Annotated in this window: 19 protein-coding genes; 5 read left to right on the plus strand and 14 right to left on the minus strand. The window is 63.8% G+C overall.

Translation table 11 applies throughout. The features are described 5' to 3' along the window. Positions 1-255: 255 nt before the first annotated feature. Positions 256-2226: a M23 family metallopeptidase gene (locus FJ978_RS18090; protein ID WP_140573154.1), complete on the plus strand. Its 1971-nt coding sequence runs from the start codon at positions 256-258 to the stop codon at positions 2224-2226. A gap of 11 nt (positions 2227-2237) precedes the next feature. Here the strand turns inward: FJ978_RS18090 and FJ978_RS18095 are convergent, their stop codons facing one another. After that, positions 2238-3815, minus strand: coding sequence for an MFS transporter (locus FJ978_RS18095; protein WP_140573155.1), 1578 nt, complete (start codon positions 3813-3815; stop codon positions 2238-2240). 154 nt (positions 3816-3969) lie between these two features. Between FJ978_RS18095 and FJ978_RS18100 the strand changes: the two genes are divergently transcribed. After that, positions 3970-4602: a TMEM175 family protein gene (locus tag FJ978_RS18100; protein ID WP_140573156.1), complete on the plus strand. Its 633-nt coding sequence runs from the start codon at positions 3970-3972 to the stop codon at positions 4600-4602. On the opposite strand, the gene FJ978_RS18105 is transcribed toward FJ978_RS18100, so the two are convergent. The 8 genes from FJ978_RS18105 to FJ978_RS18140 all read right to left on the minus strand — a co-directional run bounded on the left by FJ978_RS18105 (position 4576) and on the right by FJ978_RS18140 (position 16385). After that, positions 4576-6093 carry a L,D-transpeptidase family protein gene (locus FJ978_RS18105; RefSeq protein WP_140573157.1) on the minus strand — a complete coding sequence of 506 codons (1518 nt, stop codon included), beginning with the start codon at positions 6091-6093 and terminating at the stop codon, positions 4576-4578. The genes FJ978_RS18100 and FJ978_RS18105 overlap by 27 nt on opposite strands. Positions 6094-6300: 207 nt before the next feature. Then, positions 6301-6666: an MmcQ/YjbR family DNA-binding protein gene (locus FJ978_RS18110; protein ID WP_140573158.1), complete on the minus strand. Its 366-nt coding sequence runs from the start codon at positions 6664-6666 to the stop codon at positions 6301-6303. A gap of 69 nt (positions 6667-6735) precedes the next feature. Continuing rightward, positions 6736-9342 (minus strand): ATP-dependent chaperone ClpB, encoded by a 2607-nt coding sequence (gene clpB, locus FJ978_RS18115; RefSeq protein ID WP_140573159.1) that lies wholly within the window; start codon positions 9340-9342, stop codon positions 6736-6738. 220 nt (positions 9343-9562) lie between these two features. Further along, on the minus strand, positions 9563-10516 hold the full coding sequence (locus FJ978_RS18120; RefSeq protein WP_140573160.1) for a DUF4167 domain-containing protein: 954 nt from the start codon (positions 10514-10516) through the stop codon (positions 9563-9565). A gap of 302 nt (positions 10517-10818) precedes the next feature. After that, positions 10819-11697, minus strand: a complete 879-nt coding sequence (gene prmC / locus FJ978_RS18125) for a peptide chain release factor N(5)-glutamine methyltransferase (RefSeq protein WP_140573161.1) — start codon at positions 11695-11697, stop codon at positions 10819-10821. Then, the gene (gene prfA, locus FJ978_RS18130; RefSeq protein ID WP_140573162.1) at positions 11690-12769 is read right to left on the minus strand and encodes a peptide chain release factor 1; all 1080 of its coding nucleotides are present in this window, start codon (positions 12767-12769) and stop codon (positions 11690-11692) included. The genes prmC and prfA overlap by 8 nt, the downstream gene beginning before the upstream one ends. A gap of 10 nt (positions 12770-12779) precedes the next feature. Next, entirely contained in the window at positions 12780-15050 is a 2271-nt protein-coding gene (gene ptsP, locus FJ978_RS18135) for a phosphoenolpyruvate--protein phosphotransferase (protein WP_013892870.1), read from the minus strand. An 81-nt stretch (positions 15051-15131) separates the two neighbouring features. Further along, entirely contained in the window at positions 15132-16385 is a 1254-nt protein-coding gene (locus FJ978_RS18140) for an aspartate kinase (protein ID WP_013892869.1), read from the minus strand. A 235-nt stretch (positions 16386-16620) separates the two neighbouring features. On the opposite strand from FJ978_RS18140, the gene FJ978_RS18145 reads away from it, so the two are divergent. Then, positions 16621-18483 (plus strand): CHASE3 domain-containing protein, encoded by a 1863-nt coding sequence (locus FJ978_RS18145; protein WP_246678162.1) that lies wholly within the window; start codon positions 16621-16623, stop codon positions 18481-18483. 66 nt (positions 18484-18549) lie between these two features. Here FJ978_RS18145 and FJ978_RS18150 read toward each other — a convergent pair whose 3' ends face one another. Beyond that, positions 18550-19119, minus strand: coding sequence for a putative glycolipid-binding domain-containing protein (locus FJ978_RS18150; RefSeq protein ID WP_140573163.1), 570 nt, complete (start codon positions 19117-19119; stop codon positions 18550-18552). Positions 19120-19438: 319 nt separating this feature from the next. On the opposite strand from FJ978_RS18150, the gene ubiG reads away from it, so the two are divergent. Then, on the plus strand, positions 19439-20188 hold the full coding sequence (gene ubiG, locus FJ978_RS18155; protein ID WP_013892866.1) for a bifunctional 2-polyprenyl-6-hydroxyphenol methylase/3-demethylubiquinol 3-O-methyltransferase UbiG: 750 nt from the start codon (positions 19439-19441) through the stop codon (positions 20186-20188). Positions 20189-20267: 79 nt separating this feature from the next. Here ubiG and FJ978_RS18160 read toward each other — a convergent pair whose 3' ends face one another. Then, positions 20268-21158 (minus strand): DMT family transporter, encoded by an 891-nt coding sequence (locus FJ978_RS18160; protein WP_140573164.1) that lies wholly within the window; start codon positions 21156-21158, stop codon positions 20268-20270. A gap of 95 nt (positions 21159-21253) precedes the next feature. Here FJ978_RS18160 and FJ978_RS18165 point away from each other — a divergent pair, with 95 nt between their 5' ends. Further along, a complete protein-coding gene (locus tag FJ978_RS18165; protein WP_140573165.1) occupies positions 21254-21739 on the plus strand; it encodes a MarR family transcriptional regulator in 486 nt (161 codons plus the stop codon). Positions 21740-21743: 4 nt separating this feature from the next. Here the strand turns inward: FJ978_RS18165 and FJ978_RS18170 are convergent, their stop codons facing one another. The 3 genes from FJ978_RS18170 to grxC are packed head-to-tail and all read right to left on the minus strand — an operon-like array spanning position 21744 to position 23312. Next, positions 21744-22169 carry a DUF1178 family protein gene (locus tag FJ978_RS18170; protein ID WP_023780274.1) on the minus strand — a complete coding sequence of 142 codons (426 nt, stop codon included), beginning with the start codon at positions 22167-22169 and terminating at the stop codon, positions 21744-21746. Next, on the minus strand, positions 22166-23032 hold the full coding sequence (locus FJ978_RS18175) for a carbon-nitrogen hydrolase family protein (RefSeq protein WP_140573166.1): 867 nt from the start codon (positions 23030-23032) through the stop codon (positions 22166-22168). Before FJ978_RS18175 ends, FJ978_RS18170 begins: the two co-directional genes overlap by 4 nt. A gap of 10 nt (positions 23033-23042) precedes the next feature. After that, positions 23043-23312: a glutaredoxin 3 gene (grxC, locus tag FJ978_RS18180; protein WP_140573167.1), complete on the minus strand. Its 270-nt coding sequence runs from the start codon at positions 23310-23312 to the stop codon at positions 23043-23045. Positions 23313-23332: the final 20 nt, after the last annotated feature.

The raw sequence follows: 23332 nt of genomic DNA on the forward strand, positions 1-23332 counted from the left end.
CCGTGCACAGGCCGCAAGAGCCTCGCAATCGAGCGGGCGATGAGCCTTATAGAGAAGGCGCGCCGTCCTCTTTGCGGAGCGCTCCATAAGAGACGCGCCGTCCTCTTTGCAGAGCGCTCCATAGAGAGAAGTGTGCGTGGGGAATTCGACCGGGGCCTGAGGCTTCGTTGACTTAACCTGCCATGACAGGCAAATGTCATGGCCACAACAAAAGCGACAAGCCGTTCCGCCCCGGGGAAGAAGCAGCCTTTCTGGATGCCAGACACGGAAAATGTCATAGCCGAACTCGGCAATGATCCGCCGCTTATCGCGGACGGTCGCAGCGGCCCGCCCGATCGGCGCGAGGTTTCTGCGCGCTGGCTGTCGGGAACATTCCTGACCGGCGTGACCTCGAGTGTGTTGATGGGCGTGGCGCTGTTCGCCGCCCTTGACGGACGCCAGCAACTGGCGACGCCACCCGAGATCGCCGAGCTGATCGGCCTGGCCAGCAATGGCGATTCCGGCGAGGTGGCCAAGACGACCAGGCTGGTGGCGCCGCGCCAGATCGCCAAGGCCAAGGACCGCCGCCGGATGGAAGTGTCGATGGTCACCAAGGTCGGCGACCGCGATGTTATCCACACCATGCCGTTCGTGCAGATCAAGATGGCGCTCGCCGCCGGCCACACCACCAGCCGGGCCTACCCGCCCTTCGACCCGATGCAGGTGTTCGGCGACGACGGCGACGACACATCGGCGCAGCCGGCGACGGCGTCAGCCGCAGCCGGCCAGATCTATGGCGCCAAGGTCGAAAGCGAGATGAGCCTGAAAACCGTCGATTTCCCCATCGAGACGGCTTCCTTCGACGAAAAGAGCGATCTGTCCGCCGATGAGGTGGAAAAGGTGGTGCGCGAAGCCGGCACCGACCTCAGCGACGGCGCCGTGCAAGTCGCTTCACTCCACTATGTCGACCCGCAGCGATTCGGCGAAGCCTTTGCCGAAAGCATGGCCGGTTCCTATGACGTGAAGATCGTGCCGGAAAACGTCTCGGTGGCGCCGCGCGCCAATGTCGACGACCAGGCGCCGGCTTTCGCCGAGGAAATCATCCCCTTCACCAAGGATACCGATCTTACCGAGGCCTTCGCCGATTCGGGCTATACCGGCGAAGACGCCACCGGCATGGCCGAAGCAATCGCCAAGCTCTTGAACGCCCCGGCACTCAAGGCGGGAACGGTGCTGCGTGTCGGTCTCGAGGTTCGTGGCGATGCCGCCAAGGTCGTGCGCACCAGCGTCTACGACAAGACCACGCATATCGTCACCATCGCGCTCGACGACCGCGGCCAGTATGTGCCTGCGCAGGAGCCGGATCCGAATCCCGAATTGTTGACTGCGTTCGACGATTCGTCGGCGCCAGTGGTGGTGCGTGGCAATCTGCCCAATGTCTATGACGGCATCTACCGCACCGCTTATTCCTACGGCATGTCAAAGAAGATGACCCAGCGGCTGATCAAGCTGCTGGCGTCTGGCGTCGACTTCCAGTCGCGACTCAATCCGTCGGATCGCCTCGAAGTGCTGTTCTCGCAGCCAGACGGGGACGACCAGACTTCCGACGATTCGGAGCTCCTCTATGTCTCGGCGACATTTGGCGGCACGACGCGCAACTTCTATCGCTTCCAGATGCAAGACGGCAGCACCGATTATTTCGACCAGGATGGATCGAGCGCCGAGCAGTTTCTGCTGCGCAACCCACTGCCCAACGGCAGGTTCACCTCCGGCTTTGGTGCACGCAAGCATCCTATTCTGGGCTATGTCCGCATGCACACAGGCACCGATTGGGCAGCTCCCATCGGATCGCCGATCATTGCCGCCGGCAACGGCGTGGTCGAGAAAGCGGGCTGGGCCGGTGGCTATGGCAAGCAGATCATACTGCGCCATGCCAACGGGTACGAAACCTCTTATAATCACCAGAGCGCCTTCGCCAAAGGCATCGCGCCTGGCGTTCGTGTCCGGCAAGGCCAGGTCATCGGCTACCTCGGTCAGACCGGCCTCTCCACCGGTCCACACCTCCACTACGAACTGATCGTCAATGGCACCAAGGTTGATTCGATGCGCGTCCGACTGCCGGTCGGCAAGGTGCTGAAAGGCGACGATCTCGTCGCCTTCAAGCGCGAGCGCGAGCGCATCGACGATCTCCTGAAGCAGGAAGACGGCAATTCGCTGAAGGTCGCCAGCGCCAAGATCGAAGGCTGAGCCTTCCCGTTTCAGTCCTGCCGGGTTTTGGCTTGCGGCGACGTTTTGGCTTGCCGCGACCAGGGCAATGGCTCCCCGGAAATGGTCATCCAGGCAATCACTGCCGAAAGCAGGCATAGCAGCGCCGTCACCAAGGAGACGGCGGCAAACGCCGCATCGCTGGCCGCGAGCCTTGCCGCATCGAGTGCCGGCGCAAGTCCTGGCGGCGCCGGTTCGCCGAAGCCAGGCACGCCGGGCGCTGCACTCCCGTCCAGCGCGTTGGCGTAGGCCCAGGCGGCCAGCGACCCCATCGCCGCCACGGCGATCAGGCCGCCGATGCGCGAGACGGCATTGTTGATGCCGGAGGCGGCGCCCGTATCCTTGTCTTCCACCGCTGTCATGATCGCGGTCGACAAAGGTGAGACGACCAGCGCCATGCCAAGCCCCATCAGCGCCATCAGCGGAAATATTCCCGCCCAGAATTGATGGAAGCCGGCATGGGCGAGCAAGGCAAGCCCGGCGAAGGCGACCGCCACGATCAGGCTGCCGCAGGCGATCGGGAAACGCGGTCCGATCCGGTCCGACAATTGGCCGACCGGTCCCGACAGAAGCGCGATCGATGCCGACAGCGGCAGGAAGATGAAGCCGACTTCGGCCGTGCTCAACCGCCAGCCGGCGATCAGCAACATGGGTAGGTAGAAAAGATTGGCCGACAGCGCGAAATAGAGGAAGAAGGTCGCCACATTGGCGCCGGCGAAAGCGCCGATGCGAAACAGGCTGAGGTCGATCATCGGCTCGCGCTGCCGCTGCTCGAACAGGATGAAGACGATCAGCAGCACGGCACCGGCGGCAATGCTGGGCCCAGCCATATGGCCCTCGCCGCTGGAGCTCATCGATGTCAGTCCATAAGCGAGCGCGCCGAAGGCCAATGTCGCGAGCGCGCCGCCACCAAGATCGAGGCTGCGCTTCTCCGTCGGTGCATCGGCCGGGATCTTGACGAGCAGCAGATAGATCGAGATCAGGCCGAGCGGCAGGTTGACGGCGAAGATCGCCCGCCAGATGCCGTCGCCGAAAGCAGAAAGCACCAGGCCGCCGAGCACGGGACCAAGCGCGGTGGTCAAGGCCGAGGCCGCCGCCCAGATGCCGATCGCTCGGCCGCGCTCCTTTTTCGGGTAGGCCTTGGCGATGATGGCGAGGCTGCCGGGCACCATGATCGCGGCACCGATGCCCTGGAGGGCGCGAAACGCGATCAGCACGACAGCGTTCGGCGCCAGCGCACAGGCGAGCGATGTGGCGACGAAAAGCGCAATGCCGGCCACGAAGGCGCGGCGCAGCCCGAACCGGTCGCCGGCGGCACCCCCGGCAAGGATCAGCGCCGACAGCGTCAGCGCATAGGCGTTGGAAATCCACTGCGCCTCGGCGAGGCTGGCGCCGAGATCGACGCGGATCGCCGGCATGGCGATGGCCAGGATCGAGCCATCGATGAAGCCGAGCGCCGAAGCAAGGATCGCTGCGATCAACACGTACCGCCGCTGCGATTGCGGACAGAAGGTTCCGTTGGTGGCCGGGCTGGTCAGCGGGACGGCGGCTGCTTTGCTTGGTGAATGCATGGAACCCTGCTTAGACCGCCATTGTGTTTGCAACAACCGGCCAGCACCTTGCTGTCCTTGAAACCAGCCAGTTGGCCAGGATGACGCCCTATCCGGATGCAAACGGTCGCAGTCATGCTAGGTTCCAGCGCGAGCAACAGGCGGGGAGAAATCGATGAAGCGCCCACTTGAGGCATCGGCGGAGGGACGTGGCCGCATCGTCGGGATCACCGACGGCGTGTTCGCCATCGCGCTGACTCTGATCGTGCTCGAGATCAGGGTGCCGGCGCATGAGGCTGTTCATTCCGAGCATGATCTGCTTGCCGCCATCGCGGCACTGGCGCCACGCTTCCTGACCTACGCCTTGAGTTTCCTGACGCTGACCATCTTCTGGTTCGGCCAGCAGGCGCAACATGGGCTGATCGCCAAATCCGACCGGCGGCTCGCCACGCTGAACCTCTGCTTTCTCGCCTTCATCGCCCTGCTGCCGTTCTCGACCGACCTTCTGGCCGACTTCCTCGAATTCAGGACCGCGGTTCTTGTCTATTGGCTCAATCTGCTGATGCTCGGCGTCACGCTGTTCGCCAGCTGGCGTTACGCCGAGAAGAACGGTTTTGTGGCCGAAGATGTCGACGCGCAAACGAAACGCACGGTCTATCTGCGCATCGTCAAGGCACAGATTCTATGGGCGATCGGCGCTGCACTCTGCCTGGTCACCCCACTGCTCAGCGTCGGCTTCATTCTGGTGGTGCAGCTGATCTATGCCGCCGCGCTGCGCGGCTCATTGCTGCGCAAAGTCATCGGCTGAAGGTCCGCCGACGAACTCCACGGTGACGCCTGGCGACACCAGCTTGGCGAGCTCGCGCGCGTCCCAGTTGGTCAGGCGCACGCAGCCATGGCTTTCGGTCTTGCCGATCTTCGACGGCTCCGGCGTGCCATGGATGCCGTAGGTCGGCTTGTCCAGCGCGATCCACACCGAACCAACCGGACCGTTGGGCCCAGGTGGGATGGTCAGGATCTTGTCGTTCTGGCCCTGCTTGAAATTGATGTTGGGATTGTAGGTGTAGTTCGGATCGAGCGCGATGCGCGACACCGTGTGGATGCCGGTGGGCGACGGCGTGTCGGCCGAGCCGATGGTTGCGGGATAGGCTGCGACCAGCTTGCCGCCCGCATCGTAGGCGTAGACTTCCTTCTTGCCCTTGTCGGCGACGATGCGCGCGACCGGCGTCGAGACCAGCTTGCCGAAATTGGCAACCTTGATGATCGTCCCGGGGCGATTGAAGTCGAGACCCTTGTTGATCGACTTCAGATAGTTCTCATCCATGTGGAAACGCTCCGCCAGCGCTTCGGGCACCGACGTGTAGCCCATGCGGTCGAGCTGCGCCTTCTGGCTGTAGTCTTCCGGGATCGATGCGACGTAGGGGCCGGCCGCATCCTCTGGCGTGATCGTGTAGTTGGCAAAGGCGTCGCCGCCCGATTGCGCAAGAGCGGCCTGGATGCCGACCGCATCGGTCGACTTCAAATTGCTGCCGCTGATCTCGTTGTATGCGGCGAGCGCCTTGTCGACGTTCGAGCCGAAGCGCCCGTCGATGACGCCAGGCGAAGCACCGCCGCGGTCGAGCAGCACCTGCAGGGCGGCGACATCCTGGCGCGCTCCCAGCGACAGCGATGGGTCGACCGCTGTGTTGCCGTCAGCCTTCGGCGGCAGCGCCGCCTGATCGGCGGGCGCGTCCTGATCCTCGGGCGCTGCCGGCTGGAGAGGATCTATCGACGCTTCATCGAGCGGCTGGCGCTTGATGGTGTGCGGCTTTGCCGGCTGCGGTGCGTCGGGGTAATTGTTGTCGTAGCTGCCGTCGTCCTGTGGTGCCGGCGGATAGGCTTCCACCGAATTGCCGCCGTCATATTCGTCCGCTGGCGGCGGGATGACCCGGCCTTCCTCTTCCAACTGCTTGCGGCGGAAGCGTGCCATGTCTTCCGGATCGTCGAGATAATAGCGGTCATCGTCGGCGGGGCCGCGGCCCAGCTCGCGCAGCCGCATCTCGCGGCGCAGCGCGCGCCGGTCGAGCCGTGTCTGCGGTGGCTGGATGGCGACGACCTTGCCGGTATCGGCATCGACGATGACGCGATTGCCCCTGGCGTCGTAGTAGATATCGAGATTGCCGTCCTGCGCGACAAGGATGCCGCCTGGATCGGCGGCACGGGCAACCCTTGGTGCATCGTCCTGCGTCGGCGCGGCAAACGCGCCGGAAGACACAAGCCCGGCGGCGAGCGCCGAAAGGGCAAAGATCGTGCGGAACATGGTGGCCAAACTCTCCGGTCCGTAAATTGCCGCCGCCCGGCATTATTCTTTTAGAATGCCACATCGTGCCTTCCGAAAATCGAAACGATTTTCGGGGCCGATGCGGTAAGCGAACCCCTTCGCCAGCAAACCAGTTAACCCACCGTATGATTCCAACATGAACCGGGCATGAAGATGGCGGTTTTTCGGTCTCTCGCTGGATATTAGCTAGCTTGCGCCAAGCCCCAGCTGCTTGCGCGCCTGCTTCGTCAGCTTCAGGGCGACCAGGCGATGGCTCTCGCGCAGATAGTCCTTCAGCGCTGCATCATCCACGCTCTGGCTTGTCTGACGCTGGATCCATTTCATGCCGCGCGATGCGAGATAGGGCGCGGGCCGACAGCCAGGCTGTTCCTTGAGCACGTCATAGGCAATGTCGGAGCATTTGAAGGTGACGAAGAGTTGCTTTCCGTCGTCCCAGCCGCCGATTGCGAAGACCTTGGTCCCGACCTTCCAGACATGGGCGCCGCCCCACTGGACGACATGGTTTGTAGCCGGCAGCGAGGCGCAGAAGCTGTTGTAGTCGTCCAGCGTCATCCGGGCCTCGCTGTTTGTAGAATGCCTATAAGAAAATGCCGCGCATCCGACCGGATGCGCGGCATTGGATCAGGCCGCCGCCTCGGCCGCGACAATCGTCGGCTTCGAGCGGAAATTCAACCGGTCGGATCCGGCCGTCACCTTGACGGTCGAACCATCGAGGATCTCGCCGAGCAGGATCTTCTCCGCCAGCGGATCCTGCAGGTCCTTCTGCATCACCCGCTTCAACGGCCGCGCACCATAGGCCGGGTCGTAACCCTTGGCCGCCAGCCATTCGATTGCCTCGTGATCCAGCGCCAGCGTGATCTTGCGATCGACAAGCAGGCTCTCCAGCCGCTTGAGCTGGATTTCGACGATGCGATCCATGTCCTTGCGGCGCAACCGGTGGAACAGGATCACCTCGTCGACGCGATTGAGGAACTCCGGCCGGAACGATGCCCTGACGACGCCCATCACCTCGTCGCGTACCGCGTCGACATCCTGGTCCTCGCCGAGATTGACGAGATATTCGGCGCCGAGGTTCGACGTCATGATGATCAGCGTGTTGCGGAAATCGACGGTACGACCCTGGCCATCGGTCAGGCGGCCGTCATCGAGAACCTGCAGCAAGACGTTGAAGACATCCGGATGCGCCTTCTCGATCTCGTCGAACAGCACGACCTGATAGGGCCGGCGCCGCACGGCTTCGGTCAGCGCACCGCCCTCCTCATAGCCGACATAGCCGGGAGGCGCGCCGATCAACCGGGCGACCGAGTGCTTTTCCATGAACTCCGACATGTCGATGCGCACCATGGCGCTGTCGTCGTCGAACAGGAAGCTTGCCAGCGCCTTGGTCAGTTCGGTCTTGCCGACACCCGTCGGCCCGAGGAAGATGAACGAGCCGATCGGCCGGTTCGGATCCTGCAGGCCGGCGCGGGCCCGGCGCACGGCTTTCGAAACAGCCTGCACCGCCTCGCCCTGGCCGACGACACGCTTGCCGATCTCGTCTTCCATGCGCAACAGCTTGTCGCGCTCGCCCTGCAGCATCTTGTCGACTGGAATGCCGGTCCAGCGCGAGACGATATGGGCAACGTGGTCGGGGGTGACCACCTCTTCGACCATCCCCACCTTGCCGTCCTGGGCTTCGGCCTCCTTCAGCTTCTTTTCCAGCTCCGGGATCTTGCCATAGGCGAGCTCGCCGGCGCGCTGGAATTCACCCTTGCGCTGGGCAATGGCCAGATCGTTGCGTGCCTCGTCGAGCTGCTTCTTCAGGTCGGCGGCGAGGCCAAGCTTCTGCTTCTCGGCCTGCCACTTGGCGGTGATCTCGGTCGATTCCTCCTCGAGGCCGACCAGTTCCTTTTCCAGGCGAGCGAGCCGGTCTTTCGAGGCATCGTCCGTCTCGACCTTCAGTGCCTCGCGCTCGATCTTGAGCTGCATGATGCGGCGATCTATCTCGTCCAGCGCCTCGGGCTTCGAATCGACCTGCATCCTGAGCCGCGACGCGGCTTCATCGACGAGGTCGATCGCCTTGTCGGGCAGGAAACGGTCGGCGATATAGCGGTTGGACAGCGTCGCCGCCGCCACCAGCGCCGAGTCCGAGATGCGCACCTTGTGGTGCTGCTCGTACTTCTCCTTCAGGCCGCGCAGGATCGAGACGGTGTCCTCCACCGTCGGCTCGTCTACGAAGACCGGCTGGAAGCGGCGGGCAAGGGCTGGATCCTTCTCGACATGCTTGCGATATTCATCGAGCGTGGTCGCGCCGACGCAGTGCAGTTCGCCGCGCGCCAGCGCCGGCTTCAGAAGGTTCGACGCATCCATGGCGCCGTCCGCCTTGCCGGCGCCGACCAGCGTGTGCATCTCGTCGATGAACAGGATGATGTTGCCGTTGGCCGAGGTGACTTCCGAAAGCACGGCCTTCAGCCGCTCCTCGAACTCGCCGCGATACTTGGCGCCGGCAATCAGCGCGCCCATATCGAGCGCCATCAACTGCTTATCCTTCAGCGATTCCGGCACGTCGCCATTGACGATGCGCAGCGCCAGGCCTTCGGCGATCGCGGTCTTGCCGACGCCCGGCTCGCCGATCAGCACCGGGTTGTTCTTGGTGCGGCGCGACAGCACCTGGATGGTGCGGCGGATCTCGTCGTCACGACCAATCACCGGGTCCAGCTTGCCGGCGCGGGCATCCGCCGTCAGGTCGCGCGCGTATTTCTTCAGCGCGTCATAGCCCTGTTCGGCACTCGCCGAATCGGCGGTGCGGCCCTTGCGGACATCGTTGATGACCTGGTTCAGCGCCTGCGCGGTGACGCCGGCCTTGGCCAGGATGTCTGCGGTCTTGGCCGATTTCTCCATGGTGAGCGCCTGCAGCAGCCGCTCGACGGTGACGAAGCTGTCACCGGCCTTCTTGGCCAGTTCCTCGGCGGTCGAGAACACCTTGGCCAGAGGCTGCGCCAGATAGAGCTGACCGTTGCCGCCTTCCACCTTGGGCATCGCCTCGAGCGCCGTCTCGACGCCGAGCTTGACGTCGCGGACATTGCTGCCGGCGCGCTCGATCAGCGACGCGGCCAGGCCTTCGTCGTCGTCGACGAGGACTTTCAGGATATGTTCGGGGGTGAATTGCTGGTGATTGCGCGAGAGCGCCATGGTCTGCGCGGACTGGATGAAGCCGCGCACGCGCTCGGAATATTTCTCAAGGTTCATATCTGTCTCCTTCCATCACCAGCCCGCTTTGCGGCACCGGATCAGATTACGGTGACGGACCCGCCCATTCGAGCCGGATCCAGTTCAGCCGAGATATGGTGCATAGGCCATGCCGTCTCAAGACGCCTTGATATCGGTCAATGCATAATATTCCACGTCAGCCCAAACGAAAACGGCGGAGATTTCTCTCCGCCGTTCAACGTCTTGAAATACTGTCCGATCAGTTGTCGATATCGGTGGTGGCCGGCTCGGCATTGCCGCTGTCGGCGGGGGCCGTGGTCATCTCACCCGTATCGGCGTTGCCGCCACCGGCGTCGACCTGGTCGGCATTGGTGCGAGGACGGCGCGGACGCCGCGGGCGGCGGGCGGCACCGCTCTCGGCGGCTGCCTCATTGAGTTCGGCCTGGGCCGCCAGACCGGCGGGCGAAAAATTCTCGAATGATGGAGCTGGCTCGGCTGCCGCAACGCTCTCGGCCGGCGACGTGGCTTCTTCCGCCTGGACCGGGGCCTCGTTGCGCTGCTGCTGGCCGCCTTGCTCTGCGGAAGCATAATCGCGCTGGCCGTTCTGGCCATAGCCGCCATTGGGGCGGCGATCACGGTGGCGTCCGCCATTGTCGCGGCCGCCATTGTTACGCCCGCTATTGTCACGGCCGCCATCACGATTATCGCGGCCGCTTTCCCGGTTCAGCGCCACCTCGGCTGGCATGCCTTCGATCACCGGCTGCGGCCCGGCGCCATGGTTGATCACCGGAACTTGCGGTTCGGAACCAACGTTGCCGCCGTTTCCTGCCCCATTGCCGGACCCGGCATTGTCGAACTCGTCGCGATCCTCGTCGCCGTCATCATCGAAATCGTCGCGATTCTGCTGGACGTTCTGGATCGGCATCTGCGCCTGGGCGGCGGCAATGATGCGATTGTAATGTTCTGCGTGCTGGAGATAGTTCTCCGCCATGACCCGGTCGCCGGAGCTTTGCGCGTCACGTGCCAGGGTGGCGTATTTTTCGGCGATCTGCTGAGCCGATCCACGAATCTTTACGTCCGGACCGTTGCTCTCGTAATTGCGCGTCAGGGGATTCGGCCCCTTGCGGTTGTTGTTGTTGTTATTGTTATTGCCGCCGCCGCCGCCATTGTTGTTGCGACCGCGCATGCGCCTGTTCTGCTGTTGTGGCCTCATTCGACTCTCTTCATTTTGAAATTTTTGAAAACTCGTAACGAACGGTGGCGCTCATGCAGCCAGCCGTTCGGTTTCTTCACCGGCGTTCGCCCGCATCAATTGCGTTGGCGCCACGTGCCATCCTGTTCCGGTTACATCACTTGCCGGACGATTCCCGCACGAAGCTTGGGCGTCGTTTGCGCAAGAAGGCAGCTATTTCCAAGGGAACCGAATCGCTAAGAGCACTGCCTGCTTCGTCTCATCCGGTTAAGGCGACCCTAGCCGCATTCCCCGGCATTGCCAAGCGCTTTTTTCGCACTGCGTCAAGGCTTTCCCCGTTGAAAGACAAGAACCCTGTCGTTTCCACCAAGGTCGCGGAAAGCACCGACCAGTCCATAACCTACAGACCTGAATATATCCGTAACTTCGTCCTGCTGCGTGTGGCCGATCTCGACCGCAACCCTGCTTTCGGCTTCCAGAAACCTTGCCGCCTCGGCGGCGATGATCCTGTAGGGGTTCAGCCCACCCACGCCGCCATCAAGAGCCACGCGCGGGTCGAAATCGCGGACTTCGTCCTGCAGATTTCCTATGTCTTGGGAAGGTATATAGGGAGGGTTTGCGGCAATTACATGGTATCGGCCTGAAACTTTTTCGAACCAGTCCGACTGCAGCGCCGTGAACCGGCCGCCGAGCCCGAGTTGCCCGGCATTGCCGGTCGCCGTCGCCAGCGCACCGGGGGCGATATCGACGCCGGTGGCGGTCGCGGCCGGCTCGGCGCTGAGCAACGCCAGGGCGATGGCGCCCGTCCCTGTGCCGAGATCGAGGATGCGGCATGCGCCCTCGCGCGCCGCGATTGCCTTGACGAAGGGCAAGATCGCCTCGACCAGCGTTTCGGTGTCCGGCCGCGGCTCCAGCGTTTCCGGCGACAGCGACAGCCGTAAACCGTAGAATTCCCGATAGCCGAGGATGCGATGCACCGGTTCGCCACCGGCCCGTCGTCTCAGGGCGGCGTCGATCGTCTCGATGGCGCGCCCGTGAACCTTGAACTCCGGATCGGCAATCGCTTGGGTGCGCGTGGTACCGGAAAAGTGTTCGACGATCAGCCTGGCATCGAGCATCGGATCATCGACAGCTGCGGCCACGAGCCGAGCCCGCGCTTCCCGCAACAGCGGCCCCAGCGCCTCTGGCAGGCTGTCAGCCATCAAGGCCGATATCGGCGAGCAGCTTCGACTGGTGATCGGCGATCAGCGCGTCGATGACTTCGTCGAGCTCGCCCATCATCACCCGGTCGAGCTTGTAGAGCGTCAGGTTGATGCGATGGTCGGTGACGCGGCCCTGCGGGAAATTGTAGGTGCGGATGCGCTCCGAACGGTCGCCGGAGCCGACCTGCGACTTGCGTGCCTCCGAGCGTTCCTCGTCCGCCTTGCTGCGCTCCATGTCGTAGAGCCGGGCGCGCAGGATCTGCATGGCCTTCGCCCGATTCTGATGCTGCGACTTTTCCGCCTGCACCACCATGATGCCGGTCGGCAAATGGGTGATGCGGACCGCCGAATCGGTGGTGTTGACGTGCTGGCCGCCGGAGCCCGAGGCCCGCATCGTGTCGATGCGGATATCTTCGGAGCGGATGTCGATATCGACCTCTTCGGCTTCCGGCAGCACGGCGACGGTGGCGGCGGACGTGTGGATGCGGCCGCTGGCCTCGGTCGCCGGCACGCGCTGCACGCGATGCACGCCGGATTCGAATTTCAGATGGGCAAAGACGCCCCTGCCGGAAATGGTGGCGATGATTTCCTTGAAGCCGCCGGCATCGCCGTCGCTGGCCGACACCGTCTCGAAACGCCAGCCATGTTCGGCGGCATAGCGCTCGTACATGCGAAACAGGTCGCCGGCGAAGAGGGCGGCCTCATCGCCGCCGGTGCCGGCACGGATTTCGAGGATGGCGTTCTTGTCGTCGGCTGCGTCCCTGGGCAGTAGTAGGAGTTGGATATCCTTCTGCAGTGCCTCGATGCGCTCCTCGACACCAGGCAGGTCCGCCTCGGCCAGCGCCCGCATCTCGGCATCGGTGCCCTTGTCGGCGAGCATCGCCTCGAGATCGGCCTGCTCATGCTCGGCCGAGCGCAGCGCCCGAACCTTGGCCACCATCTCCTGCAGCTCTGCATATTCCGATGCCATCTTCACATAGGCATCCGGCGCCGGCCCGGCCGACATCTGCGCTTCGAGCATCTCGAAACGCTTGACGACTTGATCCATACGATCGCGTGGCAGGTTGACCATGATGAGGCAGCTACAACGGGATCGAGCGGTCGTCGGCAAAGGCTTGCAGCAGCGCCCGCATGGGCAACCCCTGCGCCGGCGCCATCAGATTGTCGTCGAAGAACGCCTTCAATTCCTCCAGCGGCAGCTCCGTCAGCATCGCCTTGACCGGGCCGATCGAGGCCGGCGACATCGAGATCGAACGGAAACCGAGGCCGATCAGCGCCATTGCTGAAATGGGTTTTCCGGCGAGTTCGCCGCACAGCGTCACTGGCGTGTGATTGCGTATACCGGCATCGGCGATCTGCTTGAGCACGCGCAGGAACGGCGCCGACAGCGTGTCGAAGCGGTTGGCCAGCTGCGTGTTGCCGCGGTCGACCGCCATGACGAACTGGAACAGGTCGTTCGACCCGACCGATACGAAGTCGACGGCCTTCATCAATTCGTCGAGCTGGAACAGCAGCGAGGGCACTTCCAGCATGGCGCCAAGCTTGAGGCTGGTCGGCAGATGATGAGCGAAGCGCGACAGATGCCGCACCTCGCGGTCGATGATCTCGCGCGCCTGGGCGATCTCGCCGAGCTCGGTCACCATCGGCAGCATCAGCTTGAGCTCGCGCCCGCCGCTGGCCTTCAGCAGGGCGCGGATCTGGGTGCGCAACAGTCCGGGACGGTCGAGCGTCAGGCGGATCGCTCGCCAGCCGAGCGCTGGGTTCTCTTCCTGGATGGCGCCCTTGAAGTAGGGCAGGACCTTGTCGCCGCCGATATCGATGGTGCGGAAGGTGACTGGCTTGCCGCGTGCCGCCTCGAGCACGTCGCGGTAAAGTTTCTCCTGGGCCTCGGCACGGGGAAAGGTCGAGGCGACCATGAACTGCAATTCGGTGCGGAACAGGCCGATGCCGGCCGCGCCGGCCTCGGCCAGTTGCGGCAGGTCGACCGCCAGCCCGGCATTCATCAAGAGATCGACCTGGACGCCGTCCTTGGTCGTCGACGGCTTCTTGCGCAGCTCGCGATAGACCTCTTGCCGGCGCGCCCTGAAACGCACCTTTTCGGCATAGGCGGCTTCGAGATCGGACTGCGGCCGCAGATGGATCGCGCCTTCCTCGCCGTCGACGATGATGGCATCGCCGTTTTCCGCCATGGAGACGGCGCCCTTCATCTGGCCGGCGACCGGAATGCCCATGGCGCGCGCGACGATGACGACATGGCTGGTGGCCGCGCCATCCTCGAGCACCAGGCCGCGCAATTTGTCGCGGGGATAGTCGAGCAGCTCGGCCGCGCCCATCGAACGGGCGACGATGATGGCATCCTTCGGCAGCGAGGCGGCGACATCCTCCGGCCCGCGCCCCATAAGCTGGCGCAGCAGCCGGTTGGCGAGGTCGTCGAAATCGCTCATCCGCTCGCGCAGATAGGGATCGGTCATGTGCAGCATGCGCGCACGCATGTCGCTCTGCACCTTTTCGACCGCTGCCTCGGCCGTCAGGCCGTTGCGGATCGCCTCTTCCAGCCGGCGCACCCAGCCGCGGTCATTGGCGAACATGCGGTAGGCTTCCAGCACCTGGCGATGCTCGCCCTCGAAGGCGACGTCGCGGCGTTCCAGCATGTCGTCGATCGACAACCGCAGCGACCCGAGCGAGGCTTCGAGCCGCCGCACCTCCTCCTCGCTGTCTTCGTTGAACAGATTGGTGACGACGATCCGCGGCTCGTGCAGCACGACGTGGCCAAGTCCGACGCCATCGTTGAACGACAGGCCGGTGAAGCTGACCGGGCGGCGCAAATCGAGTTCGAGGCCAGGCCGGGTCAGCCGCGCCAGATCGCCGGTGGCGATCATCTCGGCGATGACCATCGCAGTGGTTTCCAGCGCCTCGACCTCGTCGTCGCGGTAGTGGCGCATGGTCTTGTTCTGGACGACCAGGACACCCAGCGTGCGCCCTGCCCGCAGCACCGGCACGCCGAGGAAGGAATTGTATATCTCCTCGCCGGTCTCCGGCAGGTAGGCGAAGGCCGGGTGTTCCTGCGCGTTGGACAGGTTGAGCGGCCGCGCGCTCGCCGCGATCGTGCCGACCAGGCCTTGTCCCAGCCTGAGCTGCGCCAGGTGGACGGCGTTCGGGTTCAGGCCTTCGGTGGCGTAGAGTTCGAGCACCGAGTCGGCGCGCAGCACATAGAGCGAGCACACTTCGGCGACCATGTTGGAGGCGATGTCGCGCACGATCCGGTCGAGCCGCTCCTGCGGCTCCAGCGGCTCCTGCATGAGCTCGCGGAGCCGTTTGAGCAAAACGCGCGGGCCACTGGCCTGATCACGCATCGCGGCTTGTTCTCCAATGGGCTTCTTGCCGGCGCAGTTTCCGCCGCGGCCGGCACTCACGCAACAACTGATTCAGTCTTGCTACTGCTTATCGAGACCGTAGACGGAATGCAAAGTACGAACCGCGAGTTCAGTGTATGGACCGTCGATCAGTATCGAAATCTTGATCTCGGAGGTGGTGATCGCGCGGATATTGATCGAACGGTCGGCCAGCGCCTTGAACGCGGTGGCGGCGACGCCGGCATGGCTTCTCATGCCGATGCCGATGACCGAAACTTTCGACATGCCGGCTTCAGACTGCACGACGTCGTAGCCGACCTCGGCTTTCAGCCGGTCGAGCACGGCAAGCGCCTTGTCGAGATCGCCCGACGGCACGGTAAAGGTCATGTCGGTGAACTTGCCGTCCTCGGAGATGTTCTGGACGATCATGTCGACATTGATGTTGGCCTCGGCCAGCGGCCCGAAGATGCCGGCGGCGACGCCTGGCCGATCGCCGACGCGGCGCAGCGAAATCTGGGCCTCGTCCTTGGCGTAGGCAATTCCGGTGACGACCTGCTGTTCCACGATCTCTTCCTCGTCGCAAATGAGCGTTCCCGGAGGATTGAGCAAATCCCCCATTCCGGGCGCATCGGGATCGTCGAAGGACGACCGCACGAAGGTACGCACCCTGTGCACCATGGCAAGCTCGACCGAACGCACCTGCAGAACCTTGGCGCCGAGCGAAGCCATTTCAAGCATTTCCTCGAACGAAATCTTGGCCAGCCGCCGCGCCTTCGGCTCGATGCGCGGATCGGTGGTGTAAACCCCGTCGACGTCGGTGTAGATGTCGCAGCGGTCGGCCTTGACCGCTGCAGCGATGGCCACCGCACTGGTGTCGGAGCCGCCACGGCCGAGCGTGGCGATGCGATTGTCGGGCCCAATGCCCTGGAATCCGGCGATCACCGCCACCTGGCCTTCGCCGAAGCGCTTGACCAGGAAGGCCCCGTCGATGTCGAGGATACGCGCCGCGCCATGCGCATTGTCGGTCTTGATCGGGATCTGCCAGCCCTGCCAGGAGCGCGCATGCACGCCCATGTTCTGCAAGGTGATCGCCAGCAGGCCCGCAGTGACCTGCTCACCCGAGGCGACGACCGCGTCATATTCGCGTGCGTCATGCATCGGCGAGGCTTCGCGCGTCCACTGCACCAATTCATTGGTCTTGCCGGCCATCGCCGAGACCACGACAGCCACCTCATGGCCGGCATCGACCTCGCGTTTGACGTGACGCGCCACATTGCGGATACGGGCGATGTCGGCGACGGAGGTTCCGCCGAATTTCATCACGATACGCGCCATGGAAGCGAAATGCCTTTGACTGAAGCCGGCCTGGGAGCCGAAAGCGGGAGAAAGCGCCCGGCTGACGCCGGCCGCTGAATGCGCGGCCTCCTTAACCAAATGATGACGGTTTCGCAAGACTGGCGACAGGCTGGCGGCTGATCGCCGCGTTCAAGAAGGCGGCATATTGCCTTCCAAGCTTGCGCCGCTTACCAAATATTGCCCACGAGAAATTCCTTTTGGTTCGGCAAAATAGATGATTGCCCGTCTTCGGCGTGCCATGCGATGGCAGTCGGTACCACTCGTCACCGGCTTCGCTGTATTGGCGATGATCGTCGGCACCCGTGCCGTACTCGTCGAAAACCAACGAGCCAATCGCGCCGCCGCTCGCGAGACAATCGAGTATCAAGAGTTGCTGTCGGGGTTGCTTTCAATGGCGCAGGACGCCGAGAGCGGCCAGCGCGGCTATCTCTTGACCGGTGAGAAATCCTATCTCGAACCTTACCGGAAGGCCGTCGATGCCATTCCGGGACAGCTCTCCCGCATCGACGCCATGACGGCTTCGGACGACCAAATCGTCCAGCAGATCAATCATATCAAGGACGCGCTTTCGCAAAAGCAGGCTGAACAGGCCCGGACGATTGCCCTCTATGACAAGGGCGATGCCGCCGCCGCGCTGCAACTGGTCCGCAGCGGCCAGGGCAAGGCCGCCATGGACGAAATCCGCGCCAGCATGGATACGATCCGCCGCATCAGCGCCGCCGACATTGCCGCACGCGACGAACAAACGGACCGGGTTGAAGCCTGGCTGCGCATCGGTTCGCTGGCGGCCCTTCTGGCGATCTTCGTGCTCGGCGTCTACACCGTCCGCGAATCCCGCCGCCGCTTCCGCGACGTTGTCATCGGCCAGGAAGAGCTGATGCGCAAGAACATCGAACTCGGCAACGAGATCCAGACACGTGAAAAGGCCGAGTCCCAGATACGCCAGATGCAGAAGATGGAGGCGATCGGCCAACTGACAGGCGGTATCGCTCACGATTTCAACAACATGCTGGCGGTGATCATCAGTGCCATGAACCTTGCCCAGCGCAAGCTGAAGCGCGGCGAGCACGACTTGGAAAAGCTCATCGAGGCCGCGACTGACGCGGCCAGCCGCGCCGCCAAGCTGACCTCGCGTCTGCTTGCCTTCTCGCGCCAGCAGCCGCTGGCACCTCAAATCGTCGACGCCAACAGGCTGGTGACCGGCATGTCGGACCTTCTGCGTCGTGCTCTGGGCGAAGGCATCGTCATCGAAACGGTGCTGGCGGGCGGCCTGTGGAAAACCCATGCGGATCCAAGCCAGATCGAGAACGCGATCCTCAATCTGGCCGTCAATGCCCGCGACGCGATGAGCGAGGACGGCAAGCTGACCATCGAGACCGCCAACAGCCATCTCGACGACGGTTACGCCGCCACCCATGCCGACGTGATCCCCGGCCAGTATGTGATGATCGCCGTCAGCGATACCGGCGAGGGCATGTCGGCGGATGTGATGGCGAGGGCATTCGAGCCTTTTTTCACGACCAAGCCGGTCAACAAGGGCACGGGACTTGGGCTGAGCCAAGTGTTCGGCTTCGTCAAACAATCGGGGGGCCACGTCAAGATCTACTCCGAACGGGACCAGGGCACGACGGTCAGGATCTACCTGCCCCGTTTTCTCGGACCGGAGGAGCCGGCAGCTCCCACCGAGCGCGGCAAGAGCACCGCCGAGGTGACCGAAACGATCCTCGTCGTCGAGGACGATGCCCAAGTGCGGGCGGCCACGACGGACGCCATGCGCGAACTCGGCTATGAGGTCATCGACGTTGGAAGCGGTCAGGAGGCGCTTGAGAAGCTGGCCGCCACACCTGGCATTGCCCTTCTCTTCACCGACATCGTCATGCCGGTGATGAACGGCCGCAAGCTCGCTGAGGAGGCGGTGGCGCGCCAACCCGGCCTGAAAGTCATCTTCACCACTGGTTTCACCAGGAATGCCGTCGTCCACAACGGCGTGCTCGACCATGACGTGAACTTCTTGGCCAAGCCGTTCACCATCGAGCAACTGGCCGCGAAGCTGCGCGAGGTGCTGGACACGAAATAGTGCACGTCGCCCCAAGCGATCCGGGTTGGGGAGAACGAACGCGCTTTTAGGCCGCGACCTCCCGCCTCAGTCCGAGACAGCCACGCCTGTCCATAAGCCAGGATAGTCGACGACGAAGCCAAGCGGCGAAACATCGAGGACCTCCTCGTAACCGAACATCGGCGCCGCGTAGGCATAGCGGGTCTCGTCAAGGCGACGGTAGCTCTGTTCGAGGCGTACCAGTTCCAGCGCAGGGAAGGTCAGGTAGGCAGCCGGAGCGGGCGTCGCCTCGCCGATGCCGAGAGCGAACCGGCGGATCGCCACCAGGTTCGACGCCGGCGTGAAACCGAGATCGATATCGACGAGGCCGGTAGCAGCGTGCTGCGGTTCGCCGTTCAGCATCCACCGACCGTCGGAATCGCGTTCGATCTCATAGTGCAGGCTCCGCACGCCGAGAACGCCCTCGACCCGTGCTGAACGCGTGCGCCAGCCGGCATCGCAAATCGCCTCATAGGCAAGGCAGCATGGCGTGCTGTCCTGGACGAAAATGGCCTGTCCCTTGAGACGGAACCCGTCGTCGGTGCGCGAAAGCAGGCAAGCGTCGTGTCCTTCCACATCCAGCCGGCGCCAAAGGATCGAAGCCATCTTCCGTGTCATCGTCGTCTCCTCTATTCAAAGCCTATCCTCTCTTCGCCCGCCAGGCCGATTGCGTTTCGCCCAAATGCCCGGCAGGTGACATGTCCTGACAAGGCGGGGACTGATAGGGCTAGGCCTGACAGGGCGGGTCCTGACAGGGCGGGCTGCTCTGCCAGTGGAGGAAAAATGCTGCCTTGACATTCGCGGCCTCACGCCCGACTTCCTAGCGCATGGCCCCGAAATCGAGATCGATTTCGGGGTCATGCGCAGATTCAAAGTGCTAAAGCGTCCTTTGCGCGTCCAGGGACATGCGGCGCTGCAGTGCCGAGGAGACCAACCGATGCCCGAGCCGCGACGATCGACGATCGATGCCGGAGAGGTGGAACGCTTTTCCGCCCTTGCCGCGGAGTGGTGGAACCCGAACGGCAAGTTTCGTCCGTTGCACAAATTCAATCCGGTCCGGCTTTCCTACATCCGCGACCAGATAGCGGTGCGCTTCGGCCGTGACCCGCGCGCGGCGCGGCCTTTCGAAGGCCTGCGCATCCTCGATATCGGCTGCGGCGGCGGCCTCCTGTGCGAGCCGATGGCCCGGCTTGGCGCCGAGGTGGTGGGCGCCGACGCTTCGGCGACCAACATCGAAGTGGCGAAGCTGCACGCGGCCGAGGCCAATGTGAGCGTCGACTATCGCGCCACGACCGCCGAGGACCTTGCCGACGCCGGCGAGACATTCGACGTCATCCTCAACATGGAAGTGGTCGAGCATGTCGCCGACATCGACCTGTTCGTCGCCAAATGCGGGCAGATGGTCCGCCCCGGCGGCATCATGTTCGTGGCCACCATCAACCGCACGCTGAAGGCGCTGGGTCTCGCCATCATCGGCGCCGAATATGTTCTGCGCTGGCTGCCGCGCGGCACCCACCAGTTCGGCAAGCTGGTGCGCCCGGAAGAGCTGGAAAAGGCACTCGGCGGCGCCGGCCTGACCGTCATCGATCGCACCGGCGTCACCTACAATCCGCTTGCCGATCGCTGGTCACGGTCGAAGGACATGGACGTCAACTACATGGTGCTGGCCGAAAAAGGATCGGTCTGACCAACCACACTCCCTGGAGAAATGACCGACATCCAAGGCCGGAGCCCGGCGGCGGAGGCGCCGACTAGATCCAGAATCGCTACGCCTTCTGGCCCTGCGCCCTGGTGGTGATGACGACGCCAATGGTGATGATGACCGCACCGGCCCAGGTCAGCAGCCGATAGTGCTCGCCAAGAAAAATCGTGCCCGCAAACAGCCCGACGGCGGCCGCCACATAGCCGATCTGGCTGAGATAGACCGGGCCGCCGACCGCCTGCAGCCGGAAGAAGAAGGCGAACATCGCCGACGCCGACGCAACCTGCCCGACGACGACCAGCGGCACGCCGCCGAGCGGTGCGAAAGCCCTGACGCCGAACAACACAAGTATGCCGGCGAGCAGCAGCGTCGCCGCTGCCAGATGGCTGCCGACGGCCAGTTCGATCGGCCCTGTATCCTGCGGCCAGTCGATGGTGCGGTAGATGTTGCCGGCGGCAAGGCTGACCGGGATCAGCAGGCCCATCACCACCCAGAACAGATCGGCGGGCTGGCCGGCCTCGCCGCGTGTCACCGCCACCATGACGGCACCGACGAAGCCGACGGCGATGCCGATGATGCCGAGAAGGTTGGGGCGCCGGACGCGCAGCAGGATCGAAAACACCAGCGTGATGACGGGCGACACCGTGAACATGATGCCGGTGTAGCCGGCCCCCAGATGCGGTATGGCCGAGAACATCAAGAGATTGGGGACGGCGTAGGATACCGCCGCGGTGACGAAGAAATAGCGCAGTTTGTGGGCGCTGAGCCGGATGCGCTGGCCGCGTGCCAAGAGCACGCACAGCAGCACGCCGCCGGCCCCGAACGAGATGACGAAGGCCCAGACCATGGCCGGCACCCCGGCCGCCGTTGCAAGCTTGCCGAAAGGCAGCGTCAGGCCGAGCAAGCCACCGGTGACGATGAGCAGGCCGAGCGCCGAATCCCAGAGAAATTTCATTTGATCGAGCCCTGTCATGCGGCCTTGGCCGGCATTGAATCTTGCGGTAAGATAATGCAAAGATTCTTAACGTCAAGATACATAACGGTGAGACAGTGGACAGGGCAGCGCGAGCGATCGAGCAGTGGAAACGGGAGCGGCCGGACCTGGATGTCTCGCCGATGGGCGTGCTCGGACGGCTGAACGAGGCATCGTCCCTGATCGCCCGCGATCGCCTCGCGCCATTGTTTGCCCGTTACGGTTTGCAGTCCGGGGAGTTCGATGTGCTGGCGACGCTGCGCCGCTCCGGATCACCCTACGCGCTGACGCCGACCGCGCTCTACGAAGCGACGATGGTGACGTCGGGGGCCATGACCAACCGGCTCGACCGGCTGGAGACATCCGGATTGATCTCGCGCGGACCGCACCCCAACGACCGGCGCGGCATTGTGGTGCGGTTGACCGAAAAGGGCCTTGCGCTCATCGACGAGGCTGTCACCGCGCACGTCGCCAACGAACACGAGATCCTCGCGGGCCTGACCCAGGCCGAACGGGAAACACTCTCGCGCCTGCTTGGGAAATTGATCGGCAGTATAGGCTAACCGCTCAGTTGCGGTCGTCCGGGAACACCGGGATCGGCATGAAGTCGACACCGTCCTCGGCGAGGCTCTTGGCCTCGTCCAGCGTCGCCTCGCCATAGATGCCGCGCGGATCGGTTTCGCCGAAGTGGATCTTGCGGGCTTCCTCGGCGAACTTGTCGCCGACATAGTCGGCATTCTCGCGCACCTTCTCGGCCATCGCCTTCAACTGCGCCAACGCCTGCTTCTGCGCCTCGCCCATGGCGAGCGCTATGGTTTCCTGCTTGCGGGCCGTGGAAACGGCGGGCGCCATCAAGGCCTTCTGCACCTTGTGCGAGCCGCAGCTCGGGCAATCGACAAAGCCGCGCTTCTTCTGGGTGTCGAAATCGTCATTGCTGCGAAACCAGCCCTCGAACTCGTGCTCGTTCTCGCAGATCAGGGAAAAGCGGATCAAGAGGCAGCACCCCTGAGAAGCGGCGCCTCCGCTGAACCGGCATTGACGGCGAAATCCCGCGCATTTTTCAGGTTGGGGATCTTCTTGCGCGCGGCGAGCGACTGCGCCGGGTCAATCTCGGCGACGATCACGCCGGGCTCGTCATGCGCGGCTTCGGCGATGATGCGGCCCCACGGATCGACGATCAGCGAATGGCCAAAAGTCTCGCGGCCATCCTCATGCAGGCCGCCTTGCGCGGCGGCAACGATATAGGCGCCATTTTCGATGGCGCGGGCTCTCAGCAGCACATGCCAGTGCGCCTCGCCCGTCTGGCGGGTGAAGGCGGCGGGTACGGTCAAAACATCCGCGCCGGCCATCGCCTCGGCGCGGAACAGTTGCGGGAAACGCAGATCATAGCAGACCGCGAAGCCAAGCCTGGCGCCCGCGATCTCGGTTACGACGGCCTCGGTGCCCGGTTCGTAGGCGGCGGATTCGCGCCAGCTCTCGCCATTGTCGAGATCGACGTCGAACATGTGGATCTTGTCGTAGGTGGCGAGCGTGGCGCCGTCGGGTCCGAACAGCAGCGCCCGGTTGGCGAGCTTGCCGTCGGCACGCAGGATCGCGGTCGAGCCTATATGCAGGAAAACGCCGAGTTCGCGCGCCAGTCTGCGAGCGGTCGCGACAACGATGTCCTTGTCTTCGGAGGTGAAGGAAGCGGCACGCGCTTCCTTGTCCCGGATCAGCGCTCCGGTCATTTCCGGTGTCTGGATGTAGGTCGCGCCTTGCGCCGCGGCCTCGCGCACCAGCCGTTCGACATCGACCGCATTGCGCTCGGGGCTCTCGCCTGAACGCATCTGGATCGCAGCAGCCTTGAAAACACCCATCGTCACACCCTCAAATCGTCGCGCCGTTGGCGAGCAGCCTGTCCAGCCGGCCTTCGGCCTCCAGTTCATGGAGGTCGTCGCAGCCGCCGACATGCGTATCGCCGATGAAAATCTGCGGAAAGGTCGTGCGACCGCGAGCACGCGAAATCATCTCTTGCCGGAGTTCCGGCGAAAACGAGGCGTCATGCTCGGTATAGGCGACACCCTTGCGTTCCAGCAGCCGCTTGGCTGCCGTGCAGTAGCCGCACATCATGCGCGTATAGATCGTAACATCGGCCATGACGAATTCCGTAGTCTCTT

It is taken from the genome of Mesorhizobium sp. B1-1-7 (genome assembly GCF_006442705.1).
Taxonomy (GTDB): Bacteria; Pseudomonadota; Alphaproteobacteria; order Rhizobiales; family Rhizobiaceae; genus Mesorhizobium; species Mesorhizobium opportunistum.